The sequence below is a fragment of the Patescibacteria group bacterium genome (assembly GCA_018896645.1).
Classification (GTDB): Bacteria; Patescibacteriota; Patescibacteriia; order UBA2591; family JABMQE01; genus JAHIMF01.
Window position 1 is genome coordinate 1 of sequence record JAHIMF010000079.1, and the last position, 16,624, is coordinate 16,624.

Below are 16,624 nucleotides of genomic sequence, written 5' to 3' on the forward strand. Positions count from 1 at the left end.
GATATCTTTGAACATTAAATCGTCAAGCCATTTGCTATTGAAAATAATCTCGGCTGGATTATCACCGTCAAATTTTAAAATTTTACTGGCCTGCTCTTGGTATAATTTAGCATTTTCCAGGACTTGCTGATGGGTTAAGGGTTTGCGAGTGGCGAGCTTATCACTCGGGTCGCCAATCCGAGCGGTGAAGTCACCAATCAGCATAATCACCTGATGGCCCAATTCTTGAAATTTTTGCAGGTTTTTTAGATTGACCGCGTGGCCAATGTGCAAACTGGGTCCAGTGGGGTCAATCCCCAGATAAACTTTAAGTTTTTTGCCGGATTGCAATAGTTTTAATAAAAATTCTCGCGAGGGGTAAATATTTTCTATTCCCCGGCTTAAAAATTCTTCAATTTTCTTTTTATCAATAATAATCTGATTTGTTTTAATGCTTTCATGTTTTAATGATTTCATGTCGCAGGATTTACTTTTAGGCATAAGTTTGGTATAATGAGGTTAAATTAGTGATTTGACTTAATAATAGCAGATTTTGGGGGGAGGAGCAAGATAGATGATTGCTTTTTTAATTTTTAAATATACCCATGGGAAAAGAAAATTTTTATTCAAACATAGTAGAGGGTTTTACTGCCAATGAGTTTTTAAGAAGGAAGGATAAAACGAGAGAAGAAAAAAAACTTGATCAGCAAATAGAAAGTGTTTCTCTTATGGAGTATCTTTTGAACCTCTTTGGCACGACCGCAGCAAAAGAACGGTTTTTGGATTTATGCAAAAAATACAGAATTTCCAAATGGCGGCAAAGAACATCAAATTTATTAAAAATTGAGGAGCAAGAATCTTCAAGAGCTGAAGTTCATAATAAGATCATAGATACTATTGCTAGTTTATCAAGAGTAGATTCGAGCTCTGAAAGTACTCACGTTTTTAGCCAGTTAGGGGCTCGTGACCGAGTTACGGACATGATTATAGATTATTTTGATTGGCAAGAAAAAAAGAAATTAGAAGAGTCGGAGTTTAGGAAAGCAGCTTAATTACGGATCAACTCTAACTTCGTCTGATATTCTTTAATGTTTTTTCTAACCTTATTAAACTTTTTAAATATCTATGCCTATCCCTTCACTCCGCCCAAAGCCCAGAAAAAATAACTGGCGCTACAAACCTTTAGGCGGTGTTCGGCCAGCGTATTCGCCTCAAGCCTGGCGAAGCAAAAAATATAGACCCAGAAGAAAACAAGGCCTTGCATTGAGGTTGATTAAAGTGATTGTTCCGGCTGGTATTTTAGCTGGGCTTTTTAGTATTGTTTTTGTGGTCAGTTTATTCGCCTGGTATGGCAGAGACTTGCCTGACCCTGATAAGCTTTTAGAACGGTCTATTGCTCAAAGCACTACTATTTATGACCGGACTGGGGAAAATATTTTATACGAAGTTCACGGCGAGGAGCGAAGGACTATGGTAGAACTGGAAGAAATTCCCGAATATTTAGTTTGGGCCACGATTGTGGCTGAAGACCGCCAGTTTTACGAACACTCGGGATTTAATCTGCGCCGCATCATTATTACGGCTGTTAAAGATATCTTCACTGGCCAGCGCGCTGGCGCCTCCACCATTACCCAGCAATTTGTTAAGAACGCTATCCTTACACCCGAGAAAAGATATTCCCGAAAAATTAAAGAACTGATTCTTTCTTACCAAATTGAAAACAAATTTACCAAAGACCAAATTTTAAAAATGTATTTTAATGAGATTCCTTATGGCTCAACCGCTTATGGCATTGAAGCCGCCAGCCAAATTTATTTAGGCAAAAGTGTTTCGGAATTAAGTTTAGCCGAAGCCGCCACCATAGCTGGCCTGCCGCAAGCGCCAACATATTACTATAACCATCAAGACGCATTGCAAGGAAGAAGGGATTATATTTTAGATAGCTTGGCAGAGTTTGGCTATATCACCCAGGAAGACGCCGAGCTTGCCAAAGAAGAGCCCCTAAAACTTGAACAGCGGAAAGAGGCTTTAGTAGCACCCCATTTTGTGATGTATGTTAAAGAATTATTAAGCCAACGTTATGGCGAACGTTTGGTGGAGAGCGGGGGTTTAAATATCCAAACAACCCTTGATATAGAAAAACAAGAAGCGGCCGAAGCCGCTGTTGAAGAAAGGGCCCTAAATAATGAAACTGATTATGGAGCAATGAACGCCGCTTTGGTGGCGTTGGACCCTAAAACCGGCGATATTTTAGCCATGGTTGGTTCTCGTGATTTTTATAATGAAGATATTGATGGCCAGGTTAATGTTACTACCAGCCCTCGCCAGCCTGGTTCGTCTTTCAAGCCAATCGTTTATGCGGCTTCGTTCATCAAGGGATATACTCCAAAAACTATTCTTTGGGATGTAGTAACAACCTTTAAAACAGAGGTTGGCGAAGACTACACTCCGCATAATTATGACAACAAAGAGCACGGTCCAATAACCATGCGCAAAGCCCTGGCTGGTTCGCTTAATATCCCGGCGGTTAAAACCATCTATCTGACCGGTATTAGCAAAGTCCTGGATTTGGCTGACGCTCTTGGTTATACCACGCTTTATGACCGCAGTCGTTTCGGCCTTTCTTTGGTGCTGGGCGGAGGCGAGGTTAAGCTCTTGGAGCATGTGGCTGCTTATGGCGCTTTGAGTCAAGAGGGAATTATCCAAACCCCCAGAGCAGTTTTAAAAGTTACTGATAGCAATGGCGAGATATTGGAAGAAGCTGATGAAGAACCAACAGGAGAGCGGGCAATGGACCCGGAAATTTGCCGCTTGGTTAGCAATATTTTATCGGATAACGAAGCCCGGGCTTTTACTTTTGGCTCTAGTAATTATCTTAATCTGGGTGAACGGCCGGTGGCGGCTAAAACCGGCACTACTAATGATTATAAGGATGCTTGGGCTGTTGGTTATGCGCCATCACTGGTTGCTGGTGTCTGGGTTGGGAATAATGACAACAAAGAAATGAAGCGAGGCGCGGCTGGCGGTGTCGTGGCTGCGCCAATTTGGCATCATTTTATGCAAGCCGCGCTTCGGGGCAGCCCGATAGAACAGTTTGCCGTTCCCGCAGAAATTAAGGCGGAAAAGCCAGTACTGCGAGGTGAGACGGGCAGTGAAGTAACAGCTAAAATTGATAAAGCGAGCAATAAATTAGCCAGTTCCTCAACACCCCCAGAGTTGGTTGAAGAAAGAGCTTTTAAAGAAATGCATTCCATCTTGCATTATGTTGATAAAAATGATCCTCAAGGGCCAGTTCCCAAAGACCCAACCCAAGATTCTTATTATGAACCTTGGGAACAGGCGATTCTAGAATTTTTAGCCCGGGAAAAAGAAAAACGCGAAGCTGGCGATGAGAAGGCTTTTGCGTATGATGCCTTGCCAACCGAGGAAGATGATGTTCACACCCTGGAGAATATTCCCATCGTTTCTATCATTTCTCCCTTGCCGGGTAAAATTTTTACTACTAATATCTTAACAGCCAGGATTTCTGCTGATGTTCCCAGGGGCGAGATTAGTAAAGTAGAATATTGGATTGATAGCGAGCTTTTCGCTGCTGAAGAAAAGTCGCCGTATAATTTAGAAAAAACAATACTATCCACATCTGATGGCAAACATACTTTAATAGCTAAAGTTTATGATGACGTTTTAAATATGGGCGAAGCCAGGGTGGACTTTAATATAGATTTGATTGATATCGCGCCAGCAATTAATTGGCTTTATCCTAAAACGGATATTATTCTGGGCGCAAACAATTTTCCTCTTAATTTAAGCATCAGTATTCCTAATCCGGACCAACAACGGATTGGTGTAGTTAGATTAAAATTTTTCTACCAAGCCGAGACCAGTTCCCAATCTCGATTATTGGGTCTGGTGACGGACCCTGAAGATTTTGATAAGATTGAACTCGCTTGGCCCAGCGCTCCCGGTTCTGGTATTTATAATGTTTATGTGGAAGCAGAGGATTATAAAGGCGAGGTTTATAGAAGTGAAGTGAGGCGAGTGGAAGTGGAGTGAATAAATCCAAAATCTAAAATCCAAAAATAAAAAGGCCTACTCCTTGAAAGTTTAGAGTAGGTTTTTTGTTTTCTATACAAAAATAAAAAGAAGGCGGCCAAGGCAAAGTGATGAGCAAATAAAAGCTCTGTTTATCAGGATAAATTTGGCAGCCTGGTTATTGCATAGATACAGACATCAGCCCGCAGCCATACCCCCGTTGACTACCAAATTTATTCTAACAAACTTTTTGATACTTTATTATATCACAAATAAAAAAATATGTCAAACGTTTGGCATATTCCAGTCGCCCACTCGGCTATGAGCTCGTGGCCGAATGGTCGCAAGGACAAAGGATTACCCCGCTTTTTCTTCTTTCGGCTTTTCTTTTTCTTCAGATTTCTCTTTTTCAGCAGGCTTTTCCTCTGGTTTAGCTTGCTCGGAGTTCTTATCTTCAGCTGTTTCCGCCTGTTTGGCGGATAAATTTTCTTCTGTTTTTTGGGTTTCAGCTGATTTCTCGGCTTTTTCAGCAGCGCCAACGGCTTTATCGTCTTTTGTTTCTTTCTTTTTGGGTTTCCAGGCTTTTACTTTTTTAGCCTCAATCACTCCTTCTTTTACTAAAAGGTTATGTACAGTATCAGAGGTTCCTGCGCCGCAAGAAAGCCAATATTTGATTCTATCAGCTTTTAAAACCGTTTTTTTAGTTCTCGGATTGTAATGGCCCAAATTTTCTAAAAAATCACCAAAAGTATCTTTGGTTTTTTCATTGATGATTAAACGGTAATAAGGTTGTTTCTTTTTACCTATTCTTGCGAATCTGATGGTTAGCATAAATAGATCATTGTTACACCTTGCCTAACGCCTTGCCTACTGGCAGGCAGGTTGTTAAATTGTTGATTACATTGCTAAATTGCTAAATTGTTACATTGCTAGCGATTTGACAACGCAACAATTTAGCAATATAACAATTTGATTAAGCTTACCAGAAGTATAAATTTTAGTCAATAGCACCTGTTTTATTGCTTGATTTTGATTTCTTCCATTTTAATCGACAAGAGCTTTGAGACCCCGCTATCACTCATGGTTACACCGTAAAGAATTCTAGCCTTTTCCATGGTAGCTCGGTTGTGGGTAATCATTACAAATTGGGTTTTGTGGGACAGTTGCTCCAAAATTTCGGCAAATCGAACAGAATTAGCCTCATCAAGCGCGGCATCAACCTCGTCTAAAATCACAAAGGGCGAAGGGTTGTTGGCAATAATAGCGCAGATAAGGGCAATGGAAGTCAAAGCCCGCTCACCACCAGAGAGCATGTTGATAGATTTAAGTTTTTTGCCCGGTGGCGTGGCTTCTATTTCTACGCCCTCTTTGATGATAGTAGCGCTATTTTGGTCTGCGAAGGAAGGGAGATTCCTTTTTGTATTCTTTGGGTTATCTCGGATTTTCTCTAATGAACTCGAACTTTCTCTGGCAGACTCGGAATCGACTTGAATGTCCGCTGTCTCAAGTTGAGGTTGGGCGATAACCTCCCGCGTAAAGATTAGTTTAGCCTTGCCCCCGCCAAAAATGCTTTTGAAAAACTTCTGAAATTCCTGATTAATTTTTTCAAATGAAGCATCAAATCTTGTCTTTATAATTTCTTCTAGTTTTTTAATCAGTTTTTCCAAAGACTCACTGGCTGTTTTTAAATCATCAATTTGGGAATCAATAAAAGCATATCTTTTTTTTGTTTCCTGATATTCCTTGATTATTTCCTTGTCAATGCCGCCGATTAGTTCCAGCTGGTGTTTAAGATTTTCTATTTTTTGTTTGGCGGCCTCGCGGAGTTCGTTTTCATTGATCATCTGGATAGACCCATGAGCCAGCTTATCAGGGCTGCCCAACTCTTGCCTGATTTCTGCTTCCAAGTTTTCCTTTTTGGTCTCGGTTCGGGCCAGCTGGACTCTGATTTCGTTTTCTTGGGTTATGCATTGGTTGAGTTCGGACTGTGATTTTTGAACTTGTTTTTGAGTAGCTACCAGCTCTTCCCGTCCTTTTTGATGTTCTTGATTAAAATTGTTAAGTCCTGATTGGGCCTTTTTGATTTCTTCGTCCTGTCTGTTGATTTCTTTTTCCAGCTCGCCGAGTTCTTTCTCTATTTTTTTAATATAGTTTTCTGATTCTTGTTTTTTTGTGCTTAAGCTTTGTTCATCCCCATCATTTTTTTGGATAGTTTGAATAAGCTGGCCTATTTTTTTGATAATACGCAAAGCCAGGTCGTTGATATTTTCCGTATCCTTGCTGTTTAACCCAGCAATAAGTTTTTGTTGAAGAGCCTTGATGTTCTTAAGATTTCCGAGCAGTTCTCGGGTTTCTTCAGTTGAAAGAGCCGTGCTGGAGACGGTTTGCGCTTGGAGCCTGCTTTTTTCTCTTTGCAAAGTCAGCTTGCTTTGGAGTTCGGATTGGGTTCGTAAAAGCTTGTTTTTTTCATTATTTAACTCGTAATAGTTTTGTTGAAGTTTTTGAAATTGGTTATCATTGATTGTGCTTTTTCCCAGGCCCTCCAGTCTTTCTTGCAAACTAGTTACTTTGCGCTGTGTTTCTTGGCGTTCGGCCGTAATTTTATATAGGTGTTTTTTTTCTCTAAGCCAGCTGGTATTGATATCCTGCCAAAGAGCGCTATAGTAGGTGACTTGCAGACCATGAAGTTCGCGCTCCATCTCTTCTCGGCGCTCCAGCTTTTTAACTTGCCTTGATAAAGAACGAAGCCTCGGCTCTATTTCCTGGATTAGGCGCCCGGCCTGGGATAGGTTTTCTTTGGTTGATTCCATTTTATTCGCAGCTTGGTCGCGTTTGAGCTGATATTGTTTAATACCAGCGGCTTCGTTTAAAAAATCTTTACGTTCTCCCGGGCTTGCAGAAAGCACGGCATCCGCCAGGCCTTGGCCGATAACACTGTATGATTTTTGGCCAAAGGAAAGCTCGGCCATAAGCATCAAAATATCATTAAGCCGAGCCTTTGTTTTATTGATAAGATATTCGCTTTCACCGCTTCTATAGATTTTGCGAGTGATAATCATTTCCGAATAATTGGCGGGGTTTATTTGTTTTTTAGAATTATCGGGCAAGGATATTTTTTTATCAGAATTGGTAAGATACAAAGAAACTTCGGCGCAGCCCAGCCGAGCCAGTTTGTTGGTACCAGAAAAAATAACATCCTCACCTTTTTTTCCGCGCAGAGTTTTTATGCTTTGTTCACCGGTGACCCAGCGAATGCCATCGGCAATATTGCTTTTACCGCTGCCATTAGGTCCGACAATAGCCGTGATATTAGATTTGCCGATTTCTAACTTAGGAAAAGTGAGAATGGTTTTTTTGGCGAAAGATTTGAAGCCTGACAATTCCAGTTTAGATAGGTACATATGGTAAGTTGGATAAATTTTATTTTGAGATTTTAAAAAAGTGAAAGAAATGAAGAAACAAGATCTTCGGCAAGCTCCCATTCGGGCCTGAGGGCCTCAGGGCCTCGAACGGCAGATTCTATCGAAAACAAGAAACAAGGACACAAACAAATTTCAAATTCAAATAACAGATTCCAAAGAGTTTGAAATTTGAGTTTTGAAATTTAGGATTTATTTGTAACTTGTATTTTAGTTAGATTGGTTATTGGTTAAGAATTTTTATCATTTTAACTTATAACTGTTCTAACTTATAACCCATAGCCCTTTTTATTATACCAGAAATTTTAGGAAAAAGAAAAAGCAGGTCGGTTGAGGGCCTGCCATAAGGAGGACAGTTTGTGTTAGGGGTAATTTCTGGTAATTTCAGTTAGGCGATTAAGTGTGGATAACTGGGCTTGACAGGGTTTATAGATATGATATACTTAAGATGCTAATCACGGATTCAATCGTGACCCCAGAAAATCCGAGAATTTATTTCTCGGGTTTTCTTTTTGTGTAGATTTTGATACAATAAGCGTGGAGTCCAAGGGGCCACCTCACGGTGAGGAATCCGTGATTAGCACTCGGATAGAGGGGTTCGATTCCCATTGGCTCCATGCTTAAAGCCATCTTGAAAAGAGGTGGTTTTTGGGTTTTGAAAAAAGTAAATTCTTTCGCTTTGCGGAGCCGCATAGCAAGTTTTATACGAACTCGCTGATTTACTGGCTAATGCAAATTAAAAATTTAGAAATTTGAGTTTTGATTCCTGCCTCGTCGGCAGGCGGGTTGTTTTCTTGTTTTTTTGATTTCTTGATTTCACCCGTTATACATCCTCTCCCGAAGCATATCAATCTCCTGCTTAATTCGGCCGTGAGAATCCACTTCCTTGGTAATCTTTTTACAAGCATGCATCGCAGTGGTATGGTCGCGTCCGCCGAATTCCGTGCCAATCATGGGATAAGAGCATTCTAGCTCCTCGCGCAGTAAAAACATGGCGATCTGTCGGGGCAAGGCCAGTTCTTTTCGTCGGCCGCCTTGGGTCAAGTCCTCGATTTTTAACTCATAAAAGTCAGCCACGATTTTTATTAGTTGTTTGGCCGTAATAATGCCCCTCTTAGTTTGAGAAGAAAGATTAGAAACAATTTCTTTTACGATATCCGGGGTTATTTTTTTATTATAAAGCTCCCAATGGGCAATGATTTTATTAAGCGCGCTTTCCAGCTCCCTAATGTTCCTTTGAAAAGTAACCGCCAAATATTGGATAGACTCATCATCCAATTGAAAATTGCGTTCTCGGGCTTTAGTTTTTAAAATAGCAATGCGAGTTTCCAGATCAGGCGGCGCTACATCAGCAATCATGCCCCAAGAAAAGCGAGAGCTTAAACGTTCTTCAAGGCCGGGGATGGCAGTGGGCGGTCTATCGGCAGTAAATACCAATTGGCTGTCTTTTTGATGAAGGGTGTTAAAGGTATGAAAAAATTCTTCTTGAGTACGGTCTTTGCCGGCAATAAATTGAACATCATCAATTAGCAAGACATCAACATTGCGATAAGTTTTTTGAAAATCTTTTCCCCTGCCGCTGCGGACTGATTGAACATAGTCACTAATAAATTGCTCGGAGGTAATGTAGCGGATTTTAACATCTTTTGAGTTTGCCAAAACCGCATGTCCGATGGCCTGAATCATGTGGGTCTTTCCCAAACCAACACCGCCATAAATAAACAAGGGATTATATTTTTTTCCAGGATTTTTAGCAACGGACTGGCAGGCCGCATGAGCTAGCTCGTTATTTTTGCCAACAATAAAATTTTTAAATGTGTATTTTTGATTTAAACCAATCCGTTGTAAATCCTTTTGGACTTTTGGCGAGGGCGCGGCCTCCGAAACCGGTTTACTTGTTTCTGATGTCAGCGGCCTAGTGGTTTCCACCACATAGACTATTTTTTTAGCTTTGTCATCAGTAATATTTTTGAAGGCTATTAGTATTGCTTTATGATATTTTGTTTGGAGCCAGGTTTGGGTAAAAGCGTTTGGTACGCCAATAACAATTTCCTCCTGTTTTGTGTCGCAGGAAGAGATAAAAGTATTCTTAAACCAAGTATTAAAGTTTGGCTTGCTAAGCGTTAGTTCTATTTCTCCCAAAACCGCCTGCCAAAGCTCGTCATTAGTCATATGGTTACTATTTATTATTTACTATTCAAAAAATCACCCGAGAAAAAAGAATAGTAAATAGTAAATAACGAATAGTAAATTTGTCCTTAAGATGCCACTATTGATTTTTTAATTTATCTACCATCTTTTCAACATCATTCTACCATAAACAAACATATCATAAAACCCCATACAAGGCAAGCAGTGTGATAAAGGTGTGGAAATCCTGTGCATGAACAAATTTGGCTTGCTATTTTTTGAGATTTCTGGTAGGATATTGACAAGGTGGTGATTATTGTTAAATTGTTTTTTAATTCGCGTTGACAATGTAACAATTTTCCGCCAGAGGCGGATCAGCCTTTGGCTGAAATAATGTAACAATAGAAGTTCATGGCTTTACCAACTCAAAAACATACAAAAAGTAGAAAAAGGAAACGATTAGCAACCCTAAGGTTAAAGCGGAGAAGGTTAGCTAAGTGCCCCCAATGTAAAAAGGCAATCCCAGCGCATCAAGCTTGTCCTTTTTGTGGTACCTATGCCAACAAACAAGTTATAAAAATAAAATCCAAAATCGATAAGAAGAAAGCAGAGAAAAAAGAATAACAAATAACAAATAATAAATAGTAAACAGTAAGCTATGTCAAATCGACATCTAGCCCGGGCTCTTGCTATGCAAAGCCTTTTTCAATGGGATTTCAAGAGACAACAAGACGATCCAACAACCATTCTTGAACATAACAAAAACTCATTTGCTCCGTTATTTAAGGATGCGGGGTTTTCTCGTAAAATAGTTGACGGAGTGATAAAGAACAAGGAACAAATTGATGAGACAATAAAAAAGTATGCGCCAGAGTGGCCTATAGAACAAATTACCATAGTAGATAGGAACATTTTAAGGATTGGGGTATACGAATTGAAGTTTTCCGATGAGATTCCTCCCAAGGTGGCCATTAATGAAGCCATTGAGCTGGCCAAAACTTTTGGGGGTGAATCGAGCGGAAAATTTGTTAATGGAGTTTTGGGCAGTATTTATCAGAAAATAAAGGAAGGGGAGAGCAGCGGCGTTAAAACTAAGAGTGACGCTGGAGAGGGGTGAGCAGGCGGCGCTCCGATTGCTCTAATAAACTCTAAATACCTTAAATAGCGCGGATTAGTTAAAATTTATCAAATAGCATTATAATTATTTAGTGTATTGTCATCAGTCTTTCGTGTGCTTTCGCTTTAGTTATGAAGACGAAATTACATGAAAACCAGACTCATAACGGACACTAAATGTTTGCAGGGACATTATATTTATGAAGGATTTTTCTTCTTTAGAAAAAAAACTTGGTGTTAAATTTAAAAATCAGGATTTATTAAAGCAAGCCCTTGTTCATCGGTCTTATTTAAATGAAAATTCCGGTTTTAAATTAAGCCATAATGAACGTTTGGAATTTTTGGGTGATGCTGTTTTGGAGCTAGTGGTGACCGAGCATTTATATAAAAAATATCCTAATCCCGAAGGAGAACTGACCAATTGGCGAGCCAGTTTGGTCAATTCTAACATGTTAGCCGAATTGGCTCAAGAAGTGAAGTTAGAAGAATACTTATACCTTTCCCGGGGGGAGACCAAAGATAAAAATTCAAAAGCCAGGCAGTATATTCTAGCCAATGCTTTTGAGGCTTTGATTGGCTCGATTTATCTGGATCAAAGAATGGGGGCGGTAAAGAAATTTATCACAGAAAAGTTGATTTCAAAGTTAGATAATATTTTGGAAAATCAGCTGTATCTTGATCCCAAAACACGATTCCAAGAAGCGGCCCAGGAAAAAATTGGAGTTACCCCGTTTTATAAAGTGATTAAGGAGTCCGGGCCAGACCATGCTAAACGATTTATTATTGGTGTATTTTTAGAAGATAAAATGATAGCCGAAGGCGAAGGTATGTCTAAGCAAGAAGCCCAAGTTGATGCGGCGCAAAGGGCATTGGAAAAGAAGAAATGGTGAGTGTGGGGTAGTTGGTTAATAAAGTAGATTGTTAATAGAATTAATCAATAAATGTTTAAATTGACCATGATTTAGAATATCACGGCTTTTTATTTTTATAAAGAAATGATAAAGTAAGAATAATAAATAATATCAGCCAAAGGCTGATGAGCCTCTGGCTCAAATAGTAAATAATAAATAATGCAATATGATATTGCCGACCCTATTAAGAGAAAAGAAACTTTGGGAACAAGGCTATGAAAATATAGTTGGTCTTGATGAGGTGGGGAGGGGGCCTTGGGCTGGGCCGCTTTTAGCCGCGGGCGTGGTGGTTCATAGGAATCAAGCTTCAAGCGTCAATCGTCAAGCGATATTCAAGTATGTTAGAGATTCTAAATTATTGAGCTGGAGACAGAGGGAGATGATTTACAATGAGTTGAGTAGTTGTGATTGGTTGGATTGGGCAGTGGGTATTGTAGAGGTTGCGGAAGTTGATACCTTGGGGATTGGCGAAGCCAGTCGTTTGGCAATGAGGCGGGCAATCGGGCAATTAAGTTTACGGCCTGATTTTTTATTGATTGACGCCGTTAAATTGCCAGAATACACTCGGCAGTCCGAAAGTATTATTAAAGGCGATGTTCAGGTATTTTCCATTGCCTGCGCTTCCATTATTGCCAAAGTTATTCGTGACAATATGATGCGCGAGTTAGCGCAAAAATATCCGTATTGGGGGTTTGATAAACACAAGGGCTATGGCACGGCGTTTCATTCGGCGATGATTGAGAAGTATGGTGTGAGCGAGGCGCATCGGAAGAGTTTTAGGCCGATAAAACGTGTGTTGAAGTTGGAGTGACGGGGCGAGCCGCCTTTCGGCCCCGAGCTCTCCTTAAGTCTGAGCGACCTCGGAGTCGAAGACAAGGCCGAGGGGCAGCGAGCTCTGTTATCAGGGATAACGAAGCTCGTTGCGGCTCGCTTTGTCAGTCCGTCTTTCAGTCCGTCCTTCGTCAGTCCGTCCTTCGTCAGCCCGCTTTGTAGTTTTTGTGTAAATAAAAAAAATCCTTTCTTAGTATGTTTACAAAACAAAGTCAATAGTAGTATAATAAAGATAGATTTGCTATTCGTTATTTACTATTTAACTATTTCATTTTTTCTCAGGTGATTTTTTGAATAGTAAACAATAAACAATAAACAATAAACAAAATGACAAATCCAACAAAAATTCCGGGCGGCAACACTTTATTAGACGCGCAAAAAGTTTTAGAAACAGTTGGCATTACTCAAAATATGAAAGTGGGTGATTTTGGCTGCGGCGGCCTGGGTTATTTTACTTTGACCGCGGCTAAGATGGTGGGACGGGATGGCGTTGTTTATGCGGTTGATATTTTAAAGTCTGTGCTGGGGGGAGTGGCCGAGCGGGCTAAGGCTGAAAATTTGGATAATGTAAAAACCATTTGGTCAAACCTGGAAATTTATGGCGCTACAAAAATTGATAATGAGAGCCTGGACATCGGGCTTTTGATTAATATTTTGTTCCAGGCAAAAAAGGACTCTGATATTATTAAGGAGTGCTTGCGCCTGGTTAAACCCGGAGGCAAACTTTTGATTGTTGATTGGAAACAAACAGGAGCGCCGCTCGGCCCCCCGCCGCAGGAGAGGGTTAGCCTAGAAGGAATAAAACAGATAGCGCAAAATCTCGGACTTAAGGAGGAGCAATCATTTGAAGCTGGTCCGTATCATTTTGGCATTATATTTGTGAAGCAAGTGTAACTTATAGTAACTTGCTGTAACTTGCTCGGTCTCACTTCACTCGATTTTGCGTAACTTATTGTAATTTGTTGTTGCTTGTTGTTTTTACAATAAGTTACAATAAATTACAACAAGTTACTATAAGTTACGTTTTTAATTTATGCGCAGAAAAAGGCGGAAAATTCGAAAATATAAAGAAGAAGATATCCCTAAACGTCTGCAACGTCAAAGAAAGAAGAGAGTAGACGATGATTATGAGATGCTGAAACCAAATTTAAGTCCAGTGGTTAAGCGCTGGATTGTGATTGTGGTAGTTTTTGGGCTTGCTGTTTTATCAATTTTGGCTGTTTTGGGCGGCGCCGGAAAATTAGGTGGATATTTAAGGCAAGGACTTTTTCTGCTTTTTGGCTGGAGCGCTCCCATTTTTCCATTTGTTATGTTGTTTTTGGGTTATTTTCTTCTGACCCACAAAAAACGCAATTTGGGTCCTGCCCATTATATTGGTTTTGTTCTGTTGGTTTTAAGTTATTCCGGACTTCTGCACTTGTTTGTTTTGGAAGAGGGCAAAACCGTGATTGCCCAAGGCCGAGGCGGCGGCTATTTAGGATATGCGATTAGCTATCCTTTAAATCAATTGATGGGGGTGCTGGCATCCAGTATAGTTTTGATTGTTTTTTTACTGGTTGCCTTTTTAATTATTTTTGAATCGTGGATTGCCAAGGTTAAGGACAATGGTTTGGAAGCTGGCGCCTGGTGGCGGCTCAAGGGCGTTTTTTCCGGCTGGCGGGAGAGGTTTCAACCAGAGGAAGATGCCGAGGATTCGGCTCAAGAGCGAGAGCAGTATCCCGAGGGCGAGGGTCCGGAAACTAATCAAGATAAGGAAGCGCTGGTTTCAGTCCCGCATCCTGCCCGCGAGGCAGTAAACATTAAGAATGATAGACCAAGTTTTAAAAAGAATCTTTTTAGTCAGGCATCACCAGAGCCATTTATGCCTAAGATTGAGATCCCCATCAAACTTTTAAATGAAAAAGGGGGAAAAGCCAAGAGTGGAGATGTTGAAGCCAGTAAAATGGTTATCCAGAAGACATTGGCTAACTTTGGCATCTCTGTAGAAATGGGAGAAGTTAGTGTCGGCCCGACCGTGACTCAATATACTTTAAAGCCGGCCGAAGGCGTAAAGCTTTCCCAAATTACCACTTTGCAAAATGACCTAGCTTTGGCATTAGCTGCCCATCCCATTCGAATTGAAGCGCCAATTCCTGGAAAATCTTTAGTAGGAATTGAAGTGCCTAACAGAGTGGTGGCGATTGTCACCTTGCGGGAGATTTTAGAACACGATACTTTTAAGCAGCGGAAATCTAATCTTTCGGTTGTTTTGGGTAAAGATGTGGCTGGCCAGCCGTGGATAGCTGATTTAGGCAAAATGCCCCATCTTTTAGTAGCTGGCTCTACCGGCAGCGGAAAAACAGTGTGCCTTAACACGATTATTATTAGCCTGCTTTATCAAAATAATCCCGAAGAGCTGAAGTTTATATTGATTGATCCTAAACGGGTGGAGTTAACGGCTTATAATGGCATCCCGCATCTTTTAACGCCCGCGATTACTGATGTCGGGAAAACTATCAGTGCTCTAAAATGGGCGATTGGCGAAATGGAGCGCCGGTTCCATGTTTTGTCAGAGGTTGGCAAGCGGGATATTTATGCCTATAATGCCGTGGCGCCGGAGAAGATGCCGGTTTTGGTTATAGTTATTGACGAGCTGGCCGATTTAATGAGTGCTTCCGCGGCCGAAGTAGAGGCCTTAATTATTCGTTTAGCCCAGATGGCCCGAGCCGTAGGCATCCATTTATTAATGGCTACCCAGAGACCGAGTGTTGATGTTATCACTGGTTTGATTAAAGCCAATATTACCTCACGGGTGGCTTTTTCTGTGGCCTCAATTATGGATTCGCGAACTATCCTAGATACTTCTGGCGCGGAAAAGCTCCTGGGTCGGGGTGATATGCTTTATATTTCTGCTGCCCTTTCAAAACCCAAACGATTGCAAGGCGCTTATTTGTCTGACCACGAGATTGAGAGAGTGGTGCATTATTTGCGAGAAAGAGGTGAGCCTGATTATAATGCAGAGATAGTGGAAACTACCCAGATAGCCGGGAGACTTGGGGGTGCTAGCGGCGTTGATGTTGCCAGTGGCGACGAGTTGCTGGAGAATGCTAAGGAGACGGTGATGTGGGCTGGAAAAGCCTCAGCTTCGCTTCTGCAACGACGTTTGCGTGTTGGCTACGCTAGGGCTGCGCGCTTGCTTGATTTATTAGAAGAGCAAGGCATTGTTGGTCCGGCTGATGGGGCTAAGCCGCGGGAAGTGTTAAAGATTCCTGATGATGGAACGACAGCCGAGGTAGCTGAAGAAGATGAAGAGGAAGGCGAGTATGAAGATGACGAGGAGGAAGAAGATAATTAATAATTAATAATTGAGTATGGTGACTGGGAATGGTTTAATTATTAATTATCAATTATTAATTATCAATTATCAATACGCCATGTCTACCTTTATCAAGAGGAGGATTATTGCGCAAGAGACTTTGGGCGAGCACTTACGGAAGATAAGAGAGGGGACGGGATTGAGTTTGCGAGAAGTGGAGAAGGCAATTTGTCTAAAGCGGGAGTATTTAGAAAGCTTAGAAAGCGGGAACTATCTGGATTTGCCTGGGGAGATTTATGTTAAAAATTTTTTAAAGACCTATGGGTCTTTTTTGGGTTTGGATGAGGGGGAAGTAGTTATGTTATACGAGCAGGAGCAAGGAATCGTCAACCATGCCTTAATGAACCGTCTCCTGCTTGGCTCGCGGGATCTTTTTGGCAATAAGATTAAGCAAGAACAAGCCCCCACCATGAGGCAGGGCTTAAGATTATGGGGAATCACTCTATCCTCAATTATCAAAAGAATAATTATTTTAGTTTTGATTTTGGCTACTCTTGGATATTTGGGTTTTGAGATCAGGAAAATTTTGATGCCTCCGGACTTGACGGTTCTTGCGCCAGTTGATAATTTAATAACTAAGGAAACCTCCATTACCTTTATCGGCAGTACTGTCAGTAATGCGACAGTTATGATTAATGATCAAGAGGTATTGCATAATGTAGATGGCGGTTTTGAGGAAACAATTGATTTAAAGCTGGGATTGAACGAGATTAAGATTTCTGCTTTTAAAAAACATAGCCGGCCGAATGTTGTTTATAGGAGGATAATGGTGGTAGAGTAGGAAATTAAATACAAAATATAAAAATATTGTTAAATTGTTGTGATTGAGCAATGTAACAATTTAACAATGT

The 16,624-nt window shown here is 40.8% G+C and carries 13 protein-coding genes; 9 read left to right on the top strand and 4 right to left on the bottom strand.

Translation table 11 applies throughout. The features are described from left to right. Positions 1-456 (bottom strand): tyrosine--tRNA ligase (gene tyrS / locus KKD20_05805; GenBank protein MBU4332599.1); only part of this gene is annotated, 456 nt, incomplete at its 3' end. A 128-nt stretch (positions 457-584) separates the two neighbouring features. Here tyrS and KKD20_05810 point away from each other — a divergent pair. Continuing rightward, on the top strand, positions 585-1,031 hold the full coding sequence (locus KKD20_05810; protein MBU4332600.1) for a hypothetical protein: 447 nt from the start codon (positions 585-587) through the stop codon (positions 1,029-1,031). 73 nt (positions 1,032-1,104) lie between these two features. Continuing rightward, positions 1,105-4,032 carry a PBP1A family penicillin-binding protein gene (locus KKD20_05815; GenBank protein MBU4332601.1) on the top strand — a complete coding sequence of 976 codons (2,928 nt, stop codon included), beginning with the start codon at positions 1,105-1,107 and terminating at the stop codon, positions 4,030-4,032. Between the two features lie 336 nt (positions 4,033-4,368). Here the strand turns inward: KKD20_05815 and rpsP are convergent, their stop codons facing one another. The 3 genes from rpsP to dnaA all read right to left on the bottom strand — a co-directional run bounded on the left by rpsP (position 4,369) and on the right by dnaA (position 9,602). After that, complete coding sequence (rpsP, locus tag KKD20_05820; GenBank protein MBU4332602.1) at positions 4,369-4,842, bottom strand: 30S ribosomal protein S16; 474 nt, start codon at positions 4,840-4,842, stop codon at positions 4,369-4,371. 185 nt (positions 4,843-5,027) lie between these two features. After that, positions 5,028-7,412 (bottom strand): AAA family ATPase, encoded by a 2,385-nt coding sequence (locus tag KKD20_05825; protein ID MBU4332603.1) that lies wholly within the window; start codon positions 7,410-7,412, stop codon positions 5,028-5,030. 834 nt (positions 7,413-8,246) lie between these two features. Continuing rightward, positions 8,247-9,602, bottom strand: coding sequence for a chromosomal replication initiator protein DnaA (dnaA, locus tag KKD20_05830; GenBank protein ID MBU4332604.1), 1,356 nt, complete (start codon positions 9,600-9,602; stop codon positions 8,247-8,249). Positions 9,603-9,971: 369 nt separating this feature from the next. On the opposite strand from dnaA, the gene rpmF reads away from it, so the two are divergent. From rpmF to KKD20_05865, 7 genes are all read left to right on the top strand, one after another. Next, complete coding sequence (rpmF, locus tag KKD20_05835) at positions 9,972-10,184, top strand: 50S ribosomal protein L32 (protein ID MBU4332605.1); 213 nt, start codon at positions 9,972-9,974, stop codon at positions 10,182-10,184. Positions 10,185-10,218: 34 nt separating this feature from the next. Next, entirely contained in the window at positions 10,219-10,677 is a 459-nt protein-coding gene (gene nusB / locus KKD20_05840; GenBank protein ID MBU4332606.1) for a transcription antitermination factor NusB, read from the top strand. 199 nt (positions 10,678-10,876) lie between these two features. Further along, the gene (gene rnc / locus KKD20_05845; protein MBU4332607.1) at positions 10,877-11,566 is read left to right on the top strand and encodes a ribonuclease III; all 690 of its coding nucleotides are present in this window, start codon (positions 10,877-10,879) and stop codon (positions 11,564-11,566) included. Between the two features lie 187 nt (positions 11,567-11,753). Continuing rightward, on the top strand, positions 11,754-12,398 hold the full coding sequence (locus KKD20_05850) for a ribonuclease HII (protein MBU4332608.1): 645 nt from the start codon (positions 11,754-11,756) through the stop codon (positions 12,396-12,398). 347 nt (positions 12,399-12,745) lie between these two features. Further along, the gene (locus KKD20_05855; protein MBU4332609.1) at positions 12,746-13,312 is read left to right on the top strand and encodes a class I SAM-dependent methyltransferase; all 567 of its coding nucleotides are present in this window, start codon (positions 12,746-12,748) and stop codon (positions 13,310-13,312) included. A gap of 139 nt (positions 13,313-13,451) precedes the next feature. Next, entirely contained in the window at positions 13,452-15,752 is a 2,301-nt protein-coding gene (locus tag KKD20_05860; GenBank protein ID MBU4332610.1) for a DNA translocase FtsK, read from the top strand. A 79-nt stretch (positions 15,753-15,831) separates the two neighbouring features. Next, on the top strand, positions 15,832-16,554 hold the full coding sequence (locus KKD20_05865; GenBank protein ID MBU4332611.1) for a helix-turn-helix domain-containing protein: 723 nt from the start codon (positions 15,832-15,834) through the stop codon (positions 16,552-16,554). Positions 16,555-16,624: the final 70 nt, after the last annotated feature.

Coding starts and splice junctions, on each gene's coding strand:
- KKD20_05810 (MBU4332600.1), top strand. CDS start 585: ATGGGAAAAGAAAATTTTTATTCAAACATAGTAGAGGGTTTTACTGCC.
- KKD20_05815 (MBU4332601.1), top strand. CDS start 1,105: ATGCCTATCCCTTCACTCCGCCCAAAGCCCAGAAAAAATAACTGGCGC.
- rpsP (MBU4332602.1), bottom strand. CDS start 4,842: ATGCTAACCATCAGATTCGCAAGAATAGGTAAAAAGAAACAACCTTAT.
- KKD20_05825 (MBU4332603.1), bottom strand. CDS start 7,412: ATGTACCTATCTAAACTGGAATTGTCAGGCTTCAAATCTTTCGCCAAA.
- dnaA (MBU4332604.1), bottom strand. CDS start 9,602: ATGACTAATGACGAGCTTTGGCAGGCGGTTTTGGGAGAAATAGAACTA.
- rpmF (MBU4332605.1), top strand. CDS start 9,972: ATGGCTTTACCAACTCAAAAACATACAAAAAGTAGAAAAAGGAAACGA.
- nusB (MBU4332606.1), top strand. CDS start 10,219: ATGTCAAATCGACATCTAGCCCGGGCTCTTGCTATGCAAAGCCTTTTT.
- rnc (MBU4332607.1), top strand. CDS start 10,877: ATGAAGGATTTTTCTTCTTTAGAAAAAAAACTTGGTGTTAAATTTAAA.
- KKD20_05850 (MBU4332608.1), top strand. CDS start 11,754: ATGATATTGCCGACCCTATTAAGAGAAAAGAAACTTTGGGAACAAGGC.
- KKD20_05855 (MBU4332609.1), top strand. CDS start 12,746: ATGACAAATCCAACAAAAATTCCGGGCGGCAACACTTTATTAGACGCG.
- KKD20_05860 (MBU4332610.1), top strand. CDS start 13,452: ATGCGCAGAAAAAGGCGGAAAATTCGAAAATATAAAGAAGAAGATATC.
- KKD20_05865 (MBU4332611.1), top strand. CDS start 15,832: ATGTCTACCTTTATCAAGAGGAGGATTATTGCGCAAGAGACTTTGGGC.